The organism is Aquimarina sp. Aq78 (genome assembly GCF_900299525.1).
Lineage (GTDB): Bacteria > Bacteroidota > Bacteroidia > Flavobacteriales > Flavobacteriaceae > Aquimarina.
On sequence record NZ_OMKA01000031.1, the window covers coordinates 270,279 to 286,035 of the forward strand.

A 15,757-nucleotide genomic window follows, 5' to 3' on the forward strand; every position below is an offset into this window, starting at 1 on the left:
TATTACTAAGGCGTGAGTTCGTTAACGAACCCACGCTTTAGTAATAAATTAATGACTTTCTATTAATTGTTCTCTTAGTACAGTAAATAATGTTTCCTGTTGTTTTCTGTCTCCTCCATTTTCCTTTACAAAATTTACATAAGCAATGGTAGCTCTTTTTAATTCTGCTTTAATTTCATTTATGTTTAAGTCGTTATTACTGGATAAATGTAAAAGGTAGTAAACGACTCTTTTAAGTGTGTTTTCAGCCTCTTCATACTGTTTCAATTCTTTATAGGTATTAGCAATGTTATTGCAAGAAATGATATATATCTGTATAAATGGAATATTATCCCGAATACAATCTGACTGATTTATATTTAGTATTTCGGCCCGGTATAGAGCGTCTTTATATCCTAATAATGCTTGGTCGAGTTTACCTTTATTAAACAAAATGTTAGAAGTTGTTATTTTGGCCTTCCAATAATTTTCAATTTGATTAGTGCATAATTCGCTCATCTTATTTTAGATTTTCATTAGCAAAACTCCAGTTTACAACTTCCCAAAAACTCTCTACAAATTTTGGACGTGCATTACGATAATCTATATAATATGCATGTTCCCATACATCAAGTGTTAGGATAGGAGTTTTATTTTCAATTATAGGGGTTTGAGCATCTTTCAGGGACAGAATTTCTAATTTCCCTTCCTGGTTTTGTACAAGCCAGGTCCAGCCTGCACCAAATAATTTAATGGCACTGGTAGAGAATTGTTCTTTAAATTTTTCGAATGTTTCGAAATCTCTTTCGATAAGTTTTTTGACCTTCCCATGTGGTCTTTTTCCTTCATATGGAGATAAACAATGCCAGAAGAAACTATGATTCCAGTGTTGTGCAGCGTTATTGAAAACCAGAGTATCATTATGTTGAGACCCGTATTGAATTATTTCTTGTACCGTGACGTCTACTAATGGAGTGTCTTTTATCAATATATTTAAATTGTTTACATATGCTGCATGATGTTTTCCATAATGGTAATCAAAAGTTTCTTCTGTGATTATGGGTTCAAGTGATTTTTTATCATACGGTAGGTCTGGTAATTGTTGTGTGATCTTCATGTTTTAATTTTTGTATTTGTATCTTTTTGATTTTAAAACTTTTATTGCTTTGGTTATTTCTGTGATTTTTGATAATTCTGAAATTCCTTTTCTAATATCTTTCTGCAGAAGATTTTGATTCATGACTTCACGGTTTAACTGCCGTTTCTTCATTTCTAATAGTTCAATAACGTAGTCCATGTGTAAATGTATAATATATTAGCTATATAAAACTAAAAAAGTTAGCCTTAACTAACAAATTATATTTCACAAATATTTTTATAATATGAATAGCACTATAATTGCATATAATGATTCATGTAGAAGGGAAGAATGTTTTTATTTAGAATACTGATAATTAGTGTCTAATGAGATAAGTAAGATCTGGTAAGAGACAAAAGTGAATGGAGTTATTTCAAAACAATACTAGAGTAAATAAAGTAAAGTAGTGGCGAATTAATACTATCAAATAAGGCTTGTATTGTATGTATGCTAAGTTTGGAGTGTTATTTTCAATAGAATTATAGGAATGAATTTCAAAGATCTAGATTCCCAATACCTTCTTGATTTTGCTACCTAATGAGTTTTTTACTTCACCTGGTTTCTCATCTTCTTCAAAAAGGATACCTTTTACGTTTAAGTGATGACCTACTTGTTCTTTACCATAATCCTGTTCAAACCCTACTACTTGCTTTCGATATTTACAAAGTTGGCAGTTCATATGAGCAGTACCTGTTTTAGCTTCTTCTAAGCGTTCGTCAAATGCTTTCATCAATAATTCATCGGTACCAAAAGGGTCTGTGTAGATATATTCTAGGGTAGAAGATGTATTCATATCTGTGACATGACCATAAATACGTTCTAGTAATACTCCTGTAAAAAAGAAAAAAGGAATAACGATTGTTCGTTTAAATCCTAATTTTTCAATCATTTGTAACGATTCATCAACTTTGGGATAGGCTGTTCCGCTGTATGCTGTTGTAGCAAATCCAAATCCCATTCCTTCCCAGAGCATACTAGTTAGCTTACAGACATCGCTATTGGCATCGGGGTCAGTTGTCCCTCTACCCACAACCACCAGGCAGGTTTCTTTTCGATCTAGTTTAGATAAGGTAGCTTCTGTCTCTTCAATTCGCTTTACTGCAAGATCCAGCAAAAAGGAATTGACACCTATATGCTTTCCCATAGCAATGGTTAAATCCTTATGATAACTTTGAATGGTGTTCAATTCATATGGGATATCATTTTTTGCATGAGATCCGGCAAATAAAATAACCGGGAGTGCATATATTTTTCGAATTCCGTTTAGATACATGCGCTCTACAGCAGCTTCGTAAGTAGGATGGTTAAATTCTAAAAACCCATAATCTACTTCATAGTCACTCTCATAACGTTCTTTTAGGATACTTACTAATCGTTTAAAAGAAGTGATGGCAGCTTCTCTACGGCTTCCGTGCCCACAAAGTAATATTCCTTCTTTCATCTGTTCTTTTTTATTATTTTTTAGTTGTCAGATGGAATTCGCCATTGAACATCTCAGTTGGTATCAACTCAATTGCTATGGCTCATTTCATTGTTTTTATTTATAAATTGAATTATCGACTATAGTTAAAAATGGATTCCAGTCTGTAGAGGAATACCAAACATTAATTTACCGAATTGGATTAGCCCCAATAAGTAACACCACAGGCATTTGCAATGTACTGTTTTTGATCTGTTCTTGTATACTACCTAGTGTGCCTGTTATAATTTCCTGATTTAATCTTGATACATTAGATGCTGCATTAACAGGGATAGTATCGTCTTCGCAAACTTCTAAAAGCTTAGGAATAATCCTATGCAGGCTTTTAAGTCCCATATATATTGAGATGGTATTTCCAGCTTTAAGCATATGCGCAATCCCAGTGAGTTGCTCAAAAGAATAATCAGCTGTATGCGCCGTGCATATCAGCATGGCATTGGATTTATTTCTTTCGGTAATGGGAATATTAAAAATATTTGCGGCTGCCAGTGCTGCAGAAATTCCTGGAATCACCTCAAAAGGAACATTTTTTTCTGTTAGATATCGTGCTTCCTCAGCTGCTCTTCCGTAGACATAAGGATCACCAGATTTAAGACGAACTACTTTTTTACCTTTCTCATAATGCGTATAGAGTAATTCATTGATCTTTTGTTGACGTTCTATTTGATCAGAAGTATCTCCAAATTTACGCCCTACATATACTTTTTCTCCAATAGTATTGATCGCTAAAATAGTATCTGAAACGAGATTGTCATGAAGAATCACATCTGCTTCTTTGATAAGGCGAGATGCTTTTACGGTTAATAATTCTGGATCTCCCGGACCAGCACCTACTATGGCTACAACATTCATTTTTAAACGTTTAAATTTTTAGCAATCATTTAATGCTTGTTTCATATTAATTTTAAAGGATCAGGATGGATATAAGAATACCCTAAAAGTGTTTTACTTTTGGTATTAGAGATAATCTTATATGCTTGCTTTTCTTGTTTGATAAAAGTAGGAGGGGTAAGCCCTATTTTTTGTGCAGCAAGTGTATAGTATTCTTTTCGTATCGGATGTTGATCTGCGCAACCATTTATAATTTCTCCCCAAGCTTCTTTTTCGATAACCGCATTAATTAACCCAATACAATCTTCTCTATGGATTACATTAATAGGAACATCTCCATTTTGCACTTCTTTTTTATTAGCAAGAAATCGACCTGGTAATCGATCATCACCAATAAGACCAGATAGTCGAATAATGCTCACTCTATTTTCAAATTGTTCTTGCAATAGTCGCTCTACAGCGGCAACTGCTTTTCCTGATTCTTTTTCTGGCGCAATATTCAATGTTTCAGTTACCTCTCCATTAGTATTTTGATATACCGAAGTAGAGCTGATAAAGATTATTTTTTGAGTTTCAGAAATAAAGGGAAGTATACTTTTTATTTGATTTTGGTATATTTCTATAATATTAGAGATTCGTTTAGGAGGAAAATTGATAATGACAATTTCGCTTCCGGATACAAAATCTATATATTCTTTTTCTGAAGACTTTCCAAGTGTAAAAAAATGAGGTATAATACCTTCTGCTTTTAACTTTTCGATTTTACTTTCTGTAGTGGTAGACCCTTTTACCGTATCTCCGTTGGCAATTCGATCTATTGCCAATGGTAATCCTAACCATCCACAACCTAATATACTTATATGTTTAGACTTCTTCACTAATTCTAATGTGGTTTGGTGACATCCCCAGATAAATAGTAAGAATATGCTCCCAGGTGACTGTATCCTCTTCTTTTATCCAAAATGTGACCAGGTGTTTTCCTTTTTTATTTTTCAGGCGTATTGCCTTGGTAAAGATAGTAGATTTTTTAAGCCAGATCACTTCTGCAACACTTACTTTACGATCAGCTATCTCATCTGAAATATCTTTTGGAATTCCGGCGATAGTTAATTGTAAATGAAGGTCTTCTCCAGTAATTTTTACTTCATAATCATCGGTGTAATCTACCAGGTGAGACGATTTTATTTCAATTGAAGCTGCATCGTATTGTTGCACAGCAATAGGTTTAGGTTCTTGAAATAAGTACTTAAATAAAGGATAAAGGTGTTGATCAGAGGCAAAAGATCGAGCTACTAAGGCTTCTCCCAATTCTGTATCTGTTTTATCTTTAAAAGTAATAGGAGCAATGGTTTTTTCATTTTCGGTTAGTAAGACCGACCACCCTTCTTTATATAATAAGTATTCTTCTACCGGTTGATCTTCTTCTAAATGAGATTTTAGAATTGAAACAGCTTTATCAGGAGTCAGGTTTTTATACCAAAAATTGCCAGGTTGTACAATCCAGGTTGGTGCATCTTCACAACGACCATTACATCTCGTTTTTATAGTATGAGTAGCATCCCAAAGCCCTTTGTTACGAAGATATGCTCTGGCTTCACGTATAGCGATTTCACCTTTTGCTTTTTTGCAAGACCCTCCATCACAAAATTGAAAGGTGGTGTTTACTTTACTTAGATTTTTTCCCATAATTAAAAGAAATTAAAAACAGGAAGAGAAGTCAAAAATAGGAGTGCTTTATGTACATTCATAAAACTATTCAAGACCAACCCTTTACCCGAGAGTTAATATTATATTTTGATTTATGGCAGGTCTCCTGACTTTACATAATTATAATCGCCTTCCCATAGTTGTACTACAGTGGCCTATGGATTATAATTTTAGATACGTATTACAGTTGCGGGAACAGTTTTGGATTTTCACCAAATTCCCTTTTCATCTTTTGCTTCCAAAAGAACCGTAAATCAGCAGCGAAGATACTTTTTTTGTTTAAATAAATGATTGGATAAAATCTACACGTTTTGTTAAAGTTGTTTTAGGAACTACTTCTATTGTAAAGTTAAACCTTTGATAGACTTGTACAAGACATTGATGAATATGTAATGCTTCCTGATAAGATTGAGGACGTTGGGGATCGTTGATATAGATTTCTTCCCAAGGAGACATTAAAAATACAGTAGACGCATAATGTGTTTTGAAGGGGAAGTCCAATAGGTGTTTTGGAATAGGATGAGATTTGGCTTTTAGATAGGCAATAATATCAGGCAGTCCTCGATCTACAAATATATTTTTTTCAATAGGAAGCTGTAGTTCTCTAATCGTTTCTTGATATACTAAATTAGCAAATGCAGGAAGGTCTCCCCAAGGAGTTTTGTCACTTTTTATGTGTTGTTGTTCAAGTATTATTTTTCTCGAAATTTCAGAAAAACACTGATGTCCATTAGCTTGTAAAGCCTGGATTAAACTTGTTTTTCCTGTTCCCGGTGCTCCGGTAATGATATATCTTTTGGGCATTATAAAAAATAGTAAACCACACAAATTAAAAGGACAAATGTAAAGGTTACTTTTTGATTGATTCTTGCTACCGTTTTTATTTCCTGATCTTTCAGGATTCGATCATTCGTTCCTATAAAAGGTTTTTCAATTAGTTTTCCGTGATAGTAATTAGGTCCGCCAAATTTACAATCCAGAATCGCAGCCAGCGCAGCTTCGGGATATCCGGCATTAGGACTGGAATGTTGTTTACCATATTTTACTACAAAAGAGATTTTATGAAGTTTGCCAGTTACCAGTAACATTAAGAATGCCGTAATTCTAGCCGGGATATAGTTAACCACATCGTCTAGTTTTGCAGCAAATTTCCCAAAATTTATATACCTCTCATTTTTGTAACCAATCATAGAATCAAGAGTATTGATCATTTTGTATCCCATAGCACCGGCCACTCCAAATAATGCATAGTAGAAAAGAGGAGCAATAACTCCATCACTAAGATTCTCTGATAATGTTTCGAATACTGCTGTTTTTATTTGTTGTGGATTTAATTGGTCTGTTTCCCGACCTACAATCCATGACAGTCGTTTTCTACCTTGCTCTATTCCTTCTTGTAAAGCTGTAAAAACAGCTCGGCCTTCATCTATTAAACTTTTATTTGCTAAGGCATAGAACACAAATACAGAGGTGAACGTATAATAGGCAATGATATATGGAGAAATGAGTTTTTGAGTATAGTAAAAAAATGCAATTGTGATTGCGAGTAATCCAATGGTAAGCACCATTCCCTTTATAAAAGCAAAAGGATTTGTGTTTAGTTTCTTTTCACCAAAAGCAATACTATTCCCGAATAATCGTATGGGATGAGGAAGCCACCTGGGATCTCCCAATATCAAATCGAGAATATACCCAATCACTAAAGGAACAATTACTGTAGCGTACTCCATTGCTGTAAAGCGTGAATTAATAGTTCATTTTTCTCGGGGTTCTGACTGGCAATACGAATGTAATGACTACTCAAACCTCTGAAATTCGAAGCATCTCTGATTAACAATTGATGAGTGTGTGCTAAATAATCTTTGAGAAGAGGAGCACTGGTTGTTTCTAGTTTTACTACAAAATAATTGGTATTTGATGAGGTGACAGTAAATCCATCTAATGTATCAATTTGTTGTTGTAACTGACTACTATATCCTAGAAGTGTTGCCATATCCGGGTATAAAGCCTTATAGTTTTTAAATATGTATTTTCCTGCTTCAATTGCCATGGTATTGACACTCCACGGTATTTTAGCATGCTGTAGTTTTTTTCCTATTTCTGCACTACACAATATGTATCCTAACCTCAATCCTGGTATCGAGAATAATTTGGTTAGTGATTTTACGATAATAAGATTGGCAAATTTTTCGAGAAGCTCGACACAAGATTTGATCTTATGAGTAAACTCAATATAGGCTTCATCGACAACAAATGTTGTATCAGGAAATTCAACGATTAATTTCTCTATTTCTAAAACCGTATTGCAAAAACCATCGGGATTGTTGGGATTACAGAGAAATACGAGATCTTCCTGAAAAGAGGTATTTAGTACTTCAGAACGATCAAAGTGCTTGATTTTCATATTACTCCTTAAACAAGCATCTTCATACTCAGAAAAGGTAGGAATACCTATGGCTGCTTTTTTACCAGAAAAAAGAGGAGTTATACTATAAAAAGCTTCTGTAGCTCCGTTAGTTATTACTACTTGTGATGAATTTAATCCATGATGATCTGCTACTTGTTGCGTTAATACATCTGCATTTGGAGTTGGGTAATTAGCAATAAGAGGTAGCTGCTCTCTAAGATATGAGAGTAACTGCTCTGAAGTCCCATCATGCCAAATGTTAGAACTAAAATTTGCTTTAAATGGTATTGCGTAGCGATAGCCGTCATCACCGTGTCCGTATATCATAATATGGTATGCATTTCAGAAATAATAGAGTCTATATCAATGCTTTTTTCTAATAAAGCAGCTAACTTATCATAATTCTCTTCTTTATAGGCTTTATAATCAAAAGTTGTTTTTGTGTTGGTGAAATTTTGCAAGAGGTCTTCAATGACAGCCGAGTGATCCAGAATTCCATGAATATAGGTTCCCCAACAATTCCCCTGGATATATCCTTCTGGTTGGCCATCGATATAATTTAAGGGTTGATGATCTTCAACAGTAGTTTCTCCCATATGGATTTCATATCCCGAAATGGTTTCAGGATACGCTTTAAAAGTAAAGCTGCATTGCGTAGTAGTCTTCTCTGAAGTCAACTGCGTGGTTATTGGTAAAATACCTAACCCGGGAAGCGTTTTAATATCACTTTCGACTCCCAAGGGATCTTCTATCATTTTTCCTAGCATCTGATATCCACCGCAAATACCAATAATGTCTTTTTGTGATTTATGCGCATCTAATATCACCTTAGCAATACCTTTTTCTCTAAGAAATATAAGATCCTGAATCGTATTTTTACTACCAGGAAGTATAATAATATCAGCTTCAGATATACTTTTGGGATCATTAGAATAAAAGAGATGTGTTCTTGCATCCTTTTCTAGTACATTAAAATCGGTATAATTAGAAATATAGGGTAATAGGATCACTACGATATTCACTAATCCATTCACTATGGTTTTCTCCTTTTTCTGTAAGGCTACAGAATCTTCTTCTTCAATATAAATGTCACTGGCATAAGGTACAACTCCTAAAACAGGAATTCCGGCTAGTTTTTCTAATGTCTTTTTTCCATCTTCAAATAAAGAAATATCTCCTCTGAATTTGTTGATAATCACTCCTTTGACCAGTTTCTTTTCCCAGGGTTCCAGAAGTGCTATTGAGCCATATACACTTGCAAAAACACCTCCTTTATCAATATCGGCAATAAGATATACATCTGCTCCCGCAGCTTGTGCCATACGCATGTTTACAATATCCCGATGTTTTAGATTAAGCTCGCTAATGCTTCCTGCTCCCTCTAAAACAATAGGATTATATTTTTCCTGAAGTCGAAGAAATGCGGTTTTGGCTTCTTCAAAAAGTTGTTGTTTATTATTTCCTAAGAAGTACTCTTTAATAGTTTGATCACCAATAGGTTTGCCATGCAAAACGATTTGGGACTTATTAGCCCCAGAAGGTTTTAATAAGATCGGATTCATGTCTGTAGTGCAATCAATTTTGCATGCTTCGGCCTGTACAGCTTGCGCCCTCCCTATCTCTAATCCATCAGGAGTTACAAAACTATTAAGTGACATGTTTTGCGCCTTAAATGGGGCGGGAGCATATCCTTTTTGTTTCAGGAGTCTACAAATACCAGTAACAAGAATGCTCTTCCCAACATCTGATCCTGTTCCTACAAACATAATAGGCCGTAATTTTGTCATTCTAATGTGCGAAATGAATTGGTTTCAAAATTAGTTAAATAATCTGATGAAAAGAATTTCTGTAGTAAGCATATGAGAAAATGGTATTTCTACATTCCTCTTGAGCAATGATATTGTTTTTTTGATCAAAGCATGATATAATCTTAATTTATTCGATACTTTTATCACAATATGCGTCGTTTTTTAATTTTGCTTATAGCACTAATTGCATCATTATATTCTTTTTCACAAGAAAAAGATACACTCTTAATTCGATTATATCAAGAGGCTAAACTTGCAGACAAAGATGCTACAAAAATAGAAGCCCTTATAGCGTTAGGCACATATCAGTTAGCGCATGATTTTAGTGATGCCGAAAAACATTTGACACAAGCGTTAACCTTATTGCAAAAAAATGACAGCAAAGATCAGGTGCAACAATTAGCCACTGTTTATAAATCATTGGGAGTCGTAAACAAACGTAAAGGCAATTATCCCGAAGCGGTAAGTTACTATTTGAAGTCGAGAGCTTTTTATGAAAAGATACAGGACTTATCAAATATTGGTGATATCTACCATAATATGGCTATGGTGTATAGAGATCAGAAGGAGTATAAAAAATCAATTCAATACTTTAAGAAAACAATTGTAATCAAAGAACAGCAGCAGGAAGAAAAAGGAGTAGCTATAGGTTATAATATGATGGGAGTAGCCTACAGGCAGTCGAAACAGATGGATTCTGCATTGTATTGCTACCAAAAGGCCAAAGCTAGTTTTATAAAATTAAAAGACAAAGAAAACACGTATAGAGTTAACTCTAATCTGGCGTCCTGGTTTCATACACAAAAGGAGTACCAAAAAGCTATAGATATGTACCTAGAGAACCTGGCATATGATACAAAAACAAATCAGAGACTCTCTTTACAGCGTGTAAATTATAATATTGCTTCAAGTTATATGCAATTAAAAGCATACAAAACAGCATTAAATTATATTAATGAAGCTATAACTATAGCCAAAGAAGAAGATGCTAAATCGAGAATAGCAAAATCATATCGCAGAAGAAGTTTTATCTACAACAAGCTTGGGGACTATAAACAAGCTCTAGAAGATTATCGGTCTTATAAAAAGTATTCTGATTCTGTTTTTAATATCGAAAGTATTAAAAAGATACAGGCGTTAGAACTTAGGTATACTTTTGATCAGGAAAAACTGGCCGATAGTTTACAGTTTACTAAAGAAAAGAGTGAATTGAGATTAAAAACCGAATCTGAAAGTGCCAAAAAACAGTTGTATTTTATACTGTTGATCATTACTGTTTTGGGAGGAATAATTATAGGATATTTAATTAGAAGAATCTATAAAAACAGGGCGTTAATGGTTACTGCCGAATTAGAAAAGAACAAACAGGAATTGGCAGATTTCACAAAACAGTTGATAGAAAAAAGTAATGCTCAGGAAGCATTAACGAAAGAACTGGAAGAACTAAAATCTGAGTTTGGAGAGCAACAATCTATCAAAAATCTGGAAGAATTAACCTCTACCAGAATTTTGACCAAAGAAGATTGGTATATTTTTAGAAAGAAATTCACGACTGTACACCCTAGTTTTTTTAGTGCCATAAAAGATAAAGGGTATGATCTTACCAAATCTGAAGAACGCCTGGTGGCTATGGAAAAGTTAGGATTAGATACAAATCAGATTGCTAATATGCTTGCCATTTCTGAAGAGAGTGTAATTATGAGTCGCTATCGTTTACGTAAAAAGATTAATGCACCCAAAGGAGCTCCTATTCTTGAGTATCTTGAAGCTTTATGATGATTTAATATTTAGAACCTTAGTTCGACGTAAGCTAAAATGTTTATAGAAGCGTCAATTCGAGTGGTTTTTCGGAATGAAATGAAGAAAAACTGTATCGAGAATAGCTTTTTTTGAAGGAAAATCACTATTCTCGATACAATTCTCCTTCGTCGAATCACTCGAATTGACGGGACTTTCTTACATCGAACTCTGGTTAGAAAGATAGCCTCAATACAGCATTTGGTGTAAAACCTAAAGAAAATCGTTGAATTACCTGTTCTAAGATTAATTCAAGTTCTTCTGGTGTTGATCCGGTTGTACCTTCAACAGGAATTCCGCCATCATCTAAAGGCTTTCGTTCTGCTTTATATATTAAGTTTAAAGGTTTTACCCGGTTGTAAATATTCAAGAATGATAATCCTAACTGCCCATTTAGTTTTTTGTTACCTGATTTAATCTTAAAATCATACAATACAGAAGCATCCAACCTATGAAAATCGGGTAATCTACCACTATTAACAGCTCCAAAATGTACTACTCCTGCATTTTCGCCATCGGCATCAATTTTAATTTCGTAACTATTTACCGGAGTGCTGGGTTTTCCGGTTCTATATTGCCACCCCAGAGAGAATTGCCATTTTTTGAACTTTAAGGTATTCGAAATTCTGAAATGATGTGTAATATCATTATTTCCCGGAAATTTAAATGGAGTATCTTGTAAATTAGGAAACTGAAACTTAATATCATTATACGTATATCCAGCCCAGATTTTGTAATTATGCCATCTGTATTTTAACAAAAAATCTAAACCTTTTATTGTACTTTTTCCTTCTTCTAAGTTTTCCAAAGGATTACTAAACCCGCTGGTAAATGTAGTTAATCCATCTAATTCTTTGTAATATGCATCAACATCAATATTTAAACTTTTATAATGATACAATATCCCTCCCGAAACTTGATTACTGCTTAACAAAGGAAATTGTTCATCATCTGATAAACGCCATAATTGATTCTCTAAACGCAGTTCGGTATGATTAAATTCTACCAATTGAGAAATCGGTTGATTTCTTCTTTCGATAGCCATTTTTGCCCTAAAACGATCACTTAAAGGGTATTCCAAGTTTATACGAGGTTCGATTAAAAATTCACCCAAAGAACTATAATGCACAAACCGAACTCCGGTATTTATAAACCCCGTATTTTTAAAATTGAAGGTGTATTCACCAAATACAGCATTTTTAAGATTACTATCATCTTGCCTCGAGTTTTCTATTTCGGCATCAATAGGTTTTTCTTTACTAATAGTCACATTTAAATCAGTATACGAAAGCTCATATCCCAAGGTAAGCTGTTGAGTTTCTTTAATGGTAGAAGTAGAAATCAATTTTACGCCCAGATCTATAATATCATTTTTGCGAATATTAATTTCTTCCAGATCTAATACGCCATTCCCGGTTTCGTCTTTTAGTTCATCATTTTGATAAAAAGAATTGTATTCAGAAAAATATGCAGTGACTTTTTCTTGTTGTTTTTCGCTTGTTTTATGTTTCCAATTCAGGCTTAACCCTTTGTTTTGTGTTATTAATGAATCCACAACAAATTCTTCGCCTCCCGAGAAATCAAAATCCAAATGATTTCTGGTGTACAATCCACTAATAGAGATACTATTTTTAGTATTAGGTTTTAGTATAAGTTTGGTAGTAACATCTGTAAAAGAAAAGTCATTATTACTTGTTTCGGGATTATAATCGTCATCTGTTTCAAGGTTTAATACATTTCCATTACGATCTCTAGCTACCCCAAAGTTTGTAAATATTTTATCTTCATAACTGGTATAAGTAGGAGTTTCTACAACATCAGAATACGACCTTCTTGCAAAAGCATATACGGCAGTTTTTTCTGATAAAGGAACCTTTACATATCCGTTTACAGAAAGGCCGTCAATCTCAAAGCCACCTTCTGTTTTTTTGGGAATAAGCTCTCCGCTGGAAATATCGATAATACCAGAAATACGATCACCGTAACTAGCACTGGTACCAGATCTGAAAATGGTTGCTTTTTTGGTTGCAAAAGGATTAAACAGAGAGAACATACCGTAAAAGTATCCTGTATTGTATAATTTGATATCATCATATAACACCAAATTTTGATCGGGTGATCCACCACGAATTTGAATACCTGTTGCAGACTCATCTAAGGTCGAAATACCTGGAATTAGCTGGATACTCTGTGCTATATCCGGACTTACCAACCCGGGTAAAATGTCTAGTTTTTCTGTATCTACACTTACCGAACCATCCTTGTTTCTGTCAATTCCAGAAGTAACATACCCTAATACAACGACTTCATCAAGCGTAGAAGATTGAGGATCAAGAGCAATTGTTGTACAGGGATCTCCAATTGTAAGCGTGATGTTTTTTTCGCTATAACCGATAAAACTTATTTGTATATTTTCTGTATTCTGATTGATGTTTTCAAAACTAAAATACCCATTATCATCGGTTATAGTACCATGATCAGGAGTAATGGTTACCGTAGCAAAAGGAAGTGTTTCTTTGGTGATCGAATCAACAACATAACCACAAATCATCCTTTTTTTCGTAATAATAACCTGTTGAGAAGATACTTTTTCAAAAATAAGTCCTGTTTGCACTGCTAAGTGAGATAATAGGCCATCAATTGTTATTTCTTGTTGAGGTAGTGTAATCGTTTTAGCGATTACAACTTCCTGTGCATACGAAAAAAGTATAGGCGTTTTTGATTCTACATCGACCAATACTTGTTTTAAAGGAATATCGGTATATGCAATTGTTAATTTTTCCTGAGTATAACATACCGAGGTAATAAGAAATATAAATACAAATAGTAATCGTTGGTTCATCGATATTGTTTGTGCAATTATTGTAAAAATACAACTGTTTTGTCTTTAGAAAGAGTATAAGAAATACCCATTGGAGCTAGTGTCGATTTTAATGCTTTTTCTATATCACCGTGTAAAAAACTTCCTGTAAATAATCGAGATAGGTCAGTTTCTTCGTCCTGAAAAGTAACATTATATTGCATGCGTATCTCATCCAAAACTTCCTGTAAAGGAGCTTCTTTGAAAACACTGATGCCATTCATCCAATTAGGAAGGGTTTCTTTGTTTTTTTGATCTATTAATTCATCTTCAGAAATAATAACCCTATCATCTTTTTTTAGGATACGATGCTCTTCTGTGGCGTATTTGTCGAAGCGAACAACACCTTCAAAACAATTTAATTCAAAAGCTTTAGATCTTGTTTTAATATTAAACTTGGTACCAAGAACAGAAATTGTACCATATGTAGTTTCTACAGTAAAGCCTTCTCCTTTTTCAACTTCAAAATACCCTTCACCTTTTAAACTAACGTTGCGGTTGTTGATCCAGAAAAAACGTTTATGTTTAAGTTCTGAATCTGCGTTGAGCTGTATTTTGGAACCATCTGGTAAAGTGACAGCAAGTTTTTCTCCATAAGAAGTAGTATAGCTTTTGGTAGCATTAAATACTCCAAAAACTCCTAATACAATCGCTATAGAAGCTGCAACAGCATACCAAGTTATGTTTGGAAGTTTCTTTTTCTTACCAAAGGTTATTTTTTCTTTTGTTTTTATAAGCGATTCTCTCTTGTCAACTAGAGGCGCTTTAAATTTTTGCGCTTCATTATTGATACGATTAAATCCTTGGTATACTTTTGATTTTTTGAACTCAGATAATTCTTCTTCACTCAATTCACCGGCAACCCATCGTGCTAAAAATGTTTTATCTGATTCGTATTTTTCCATAACATTTAGAAAGAGTACAACTTTCTGTATTTAAAAGTTAAATTTGTAGCGATTGTATTACAAGAATAGTTCTCCTTTATAATTATAATACAGGCAACTACATGATTACCCTATTTTTTAAATATTAAAATCATTTCCTAGTAGTTTCCTAAGCGAAATAAAAGCATTACTCATTCTCCTTTCGACTGCTTTTACTGTAATATTAGTAATCTCAGCTATTTCTTTATATGTTTTTTTATCTATTCTGCTTAATAAAAACACCTCACGTTCTTTGGCAGACAGGTTAGCGATAGCACGTTCAAGTTTATCTTTAAACTCATTAGTCTCCATTATAAAATCCGGACTTTCGTTATTTTTATCATCTCGCGGTATGGCTTCATAACGCAATACTACTTTTTGATGCGCAAATTGATTTAGCAGTGCATTATTGCACATGGTAAAAATTAAGGATTTGGCTGTTTCGAAGATAATATCGGCACATCGTTTCCACAATTTTACAAACGCATCTTGTGTAATATCTTCTGCTTGCTGTATATCACCACATTTATAATACAGGTAGTTTCTTGCCGATTCAAAATGGGCATTGAACAAAGAATCAAAATTCTTTTCTTCACAAACAGATTTCTTTTTTTCGGGCATGAGGTCTTGAAAGTAATAAGATAATCAAAACTATTAAAAAAAGAGGAAATCTACAGGCTTTATAATAGTGTTGTTTTTTAAAATGCTGGATTTTAGGGTGTTTTGTTTTTTTTGTAGGGGTAATTGTAGAGGTGTTTTTTCATGTAGAATATAAGCTTAGATATACTTTTGTCTCGCTCAAACTTCAAAATTGTTCGATCTATTAA

15 protein-coding genes and 1 riboswitch are annotated in these 15,757 nt (G+C 33.8%); of the genes, 1 reads left to right on the plus strand and 14 read right to left on the minus strand.

The window, feature by feature from the left end:
* Positions 1–48 precede the first annotated feature (48 nt).
* The 11 genes from DG435_RS24300 to DG435_RS24345 form a co-directional block, all read right to left on the minus strand.
* Positions 49–498 (minus strand): hypothetical protein, encoded by a 450-nt coding sequence (locus DG435_RS24300; RefSeq protein WP_106790850.1) that lies wholly within the window; start codon positions 496–498, stop codon positions 49–51.
* 1 nt (position 499) lies between these two features.
* Positions 500–1,096 (minus strand): superoxide dismutase, encoded by a 597-nt coding sequence (locus DG435_RS24305; RefSeq protein WP_106790851.1) that lies wholly within the window; start codon positions 1,094–1,096, stop codon positions 500–502.
* A gap of 3 nt (positions 1,097–1,099) precedes the next feature.
* A complete protein-coding gene (locus DG435_RS25765; RefSeq protein WP_159025424.1) occupies positions 1,100–1,276 on the minus strand; it encodes a hypothetical protein in 177 nt (58 codons plus the stop codon).
* Between the two features lie 343 nt (positions 1,277–1,619).
* A complete protein-coding gene (locus tag DG435_RS24310) occupies positions 1,620–2,558 on the minus strand; it encodes a sirohydrochlorin chelatase (protein ID WP_106790852.1) in 939 nt (312 codons plus the stop codon).
* A gap of 168 nt (positions 2,559–2,726) precedes the next feature.
* Positions 2,727–3,449 (minus strand): uroporphyrinogen-III C-methyltransferase, encoded by a 723-nt coding sequence (gene cobA, locus DG435_RS24315; protein WP_024771433.1) that lies wholly within the window; start codon positions 3,447–3,449, stop codon positions 2,727–2,729.
* Positions 3,450–3,490: 41 nt separating this feature from the next.
* Entirely contained in the window at positions 3,491–4,306 is an 816-nt protein-coding gene (locus DG435_RS24320; RefSeq protein WP_106790853.1) for an NAD(P)-binding domain-containing protein, read from the minus strand.
* Complete coding sequence (locus DG435_RS24325) at positions 4,293–5,114, minus strand: ferredoxin (protein WP_106790854.1); 822 nt, start codon at positions 5,112–5,114, stop codon at positions 4,293–4,295. The genes DG435_RS24320 and DG435_RS24325 overlap by 14 nt, the downstream gene beginning before the upstream one ends.
* A 99-nt stretch (positions 5,115–5,213) precedes the next feature.
* A riboswitch (cobalamin riboswitch) is annotated at positions 5,214–5,402 on the minus strand.
* Positions 5,403–5,414: 12 nt separating this feature from the next.
* The gene (locus DG435_RS24330; protein ID WP_106790855.1) at positions 5,415–5,939 is read right to left on the minus strand and encodes an AAA family ATPase; all 525 of its coding nucleotides are present in this window, start codon (positions 5,937–5,939) and stop codon (positions 5,415–5,417) included.
* Positions 5,939–6,865 carry an adenosylcobinamide-phosphate synthase CbiB gene (gene cbiB, locus DG435_RS24335; RefSeq protein ID WP_106790856.1) on the minus strand — a complete coding sequence of 309 codons (927 nt, stop codon included), beginning with the start codon at positions 6,863–6,865 and terminating at the stop codon, positions 5,939–5,941. The genes DG435_RS24330 and cbiB overlap by 1 nt, the downstream gene beginning before the upstream one ends.
* Positions 6,847–7,869 (minus strand): histidinol-phosphate transaminase, encoded by a 1,023-nt coding sequence (locus DG435_RS24340; protein ID WP_106790857.1) that lies wholly within the window; start codon positions 7,867–7,869, stop codon positions 6,847–6,849. Before DG435_RS24340 ends, cbiB begins: the two co-directional genes overlap by 19 nt.
* Positions 7,866–9,308: a cobyric acid synthase gene (locus DG435_RS24345; protein WP_234387026.1), complete on the minus strand. Its 1,443-nt coding sequence runs from the start codon at positions 9,306–9,308 to the stop codon at positions 7,866–7,868. Before DG435_RS24345 ends, DG435_RS24340 begins: the two co-directional genes overlap by 4 nt.
* Positions 9,309–9,500: 192 nt before the next feature.
* On the opposite strand from DG435_RS24345, the gene DG435_RS24350 reads away from it, so the two are divergent.
* Complete coding sequence (locus tag DG435_RS24350) at positions 9,501–11,126, plus strand: tetratricopeptide repeat protein (protein ID WP_106790859.1); 1,626 nt, start codon at positions 9,501–9,503, stop codon at positions 11,124–11,126.
* Between the two features lie 196 nt (positions 11,127–11,322).
* Here DG435_RS24350 and DG435_RS24355 read toward each other — a convergent pair whose 3' ends face one another.
* From DG435_RS24355 to DG435_RS24365, 3 genes are all read right to left on the minus strand, one after another.
* Positions 11,323–13,989, minus strand: coding sequence for a TonB-dependent receptor (locus DG435_RS24355; protein WP_106790860.1), 2,667 nt, complete (start codon positions 13,987–13,989; stop codon positions 11,323–11,325).
* A 17-nt stretch (positions 13,990–14,006) separates the two neighbouring features.
* Entirely contained in the window at positions 14,007–14,912 is a 906-nt protein-coding gene (locus DG435_RS24360; RefSeq protein ID WP_106790861.1) for a FecR family protein, read from the minus strand.
* A 117-nt stretch (positions 14,913–15,029) separates the two neighbouring features.
* Complete coding sequence (locus tag DG435_RS24365; protein ID WP_106790862.1) at positions 15,030–15,551, minus strand: RNA polymerase sigma factor; 522 nt, start codon at positions 15,549–15,551, stop codon at positions 15,030–15,032.
* Positions 15,552–15,757 lie beyond the last annotated feature (206 nt).

What these genes read in the sequence shown, in the direction of transcription:
- DG435_RS24300 (WP_106790850.1), bottom strand. Translation starts at nt 498, where the DNA reads ATGAGCGAATTATGCACTAATCAAATTGAAAATTATTGGAAGGCCAAA.
- DG435_RS24305 (WP_106790851.1), bottom strand. Translation starts at nt 1,096, where the DNA reads ATGAAGATCACACAACAATTACCAGACCTACCGTATGATAAAAAATCA.
- DG435_RS25765 (WP_159025424.1), bottom strand. Translation starts at nt 1,276, where the DNA reads ATGGACTACGTTATTGAACTATTAGAAATGAAGAAACGGCAGTTAAAC.
- DG435_RS24310 (WP_106790852.1), bottom strand. Translation starts at nt 2,558, where the DNA reads ATGAAAGAAGGAATATTACTTTGTGGGCACGGAAGCCGTAGAGAAGCT.
- cobA (WP_024771433.1), bottom strand. Translation starts at nt 3,449, where the DNA reads ATGAATGTTGTAGCCATAGTAGGTGCTGGTCCGGGAGATCCAGAATTA.
- DG435_RS24325 (WP_106790854.1), bottom strand. Translation starts at nt 5,114, where the DNA reads ATGGGAAAAAATCTAAGTAAAGTAAACACCACCTTTCAATTTTGTGAT.
- DG435_RS24330 (WP_106790855.1), bottom strand. Translation starts at nt 5,939, where the DNA reads ATGCCCAAAAGATATATCATTACCGGAGCACCGGGAACAGGAAAAACA.
- cbiB (WP_106790856.1), bottom strand. Translation starts at nt 6,865, where the DNA reads ATGGAGTACGCTACAGTAATTGTTCCTTTAGTGATTGGGTATATTCTC.
- DG435_RS24340 (WP_106790857.1), bottom strand. Translation starts at nt 7,869, where the DNA reads ATGATATACGGACACGGTGATGACGGCTATCGCTACGCAATACCATTT.
- DG435_RS24345 (WP_234387026.1), bottom strand. Translation starts at nt 9,308, where the DNA reads ATGTTTGTAGGAACAGGATCAGATGTTGGGAAGAGCATTCTTGTTACT.
- DG435_RS24350 (WP_106790859.1), top strand. Translation starts at nt 9,501, where the DNA reads ATGCGTCGTTTTTTAATTTTGCTTATAGCACTAATTGCATCATTATAT.
- DG435_RS24355 (WP_106790860.1), bottom strand. Translation starts at nt 13,989, where the DNA reads ATGAACCAACGATTACTATTTGTATTTATATTTCTTATTACCTCGGTA.
- DG435_RS24360 (WP_106790861.1), bottom strand. Translation starts at nt 14,912, where the DNA reads ATGGAAAAATACGAATCAGATAAAACATTTTTAGCACGATGGGTTGCC.
- DG435_RS24365 (WP_106790862.1), bottom strand. Translation starts at nt 15,551, where the DNA reads ATGCCCGAAAAAAAGAAATCTGTTTGTGAAGAAAAGAATTTTGATTCT.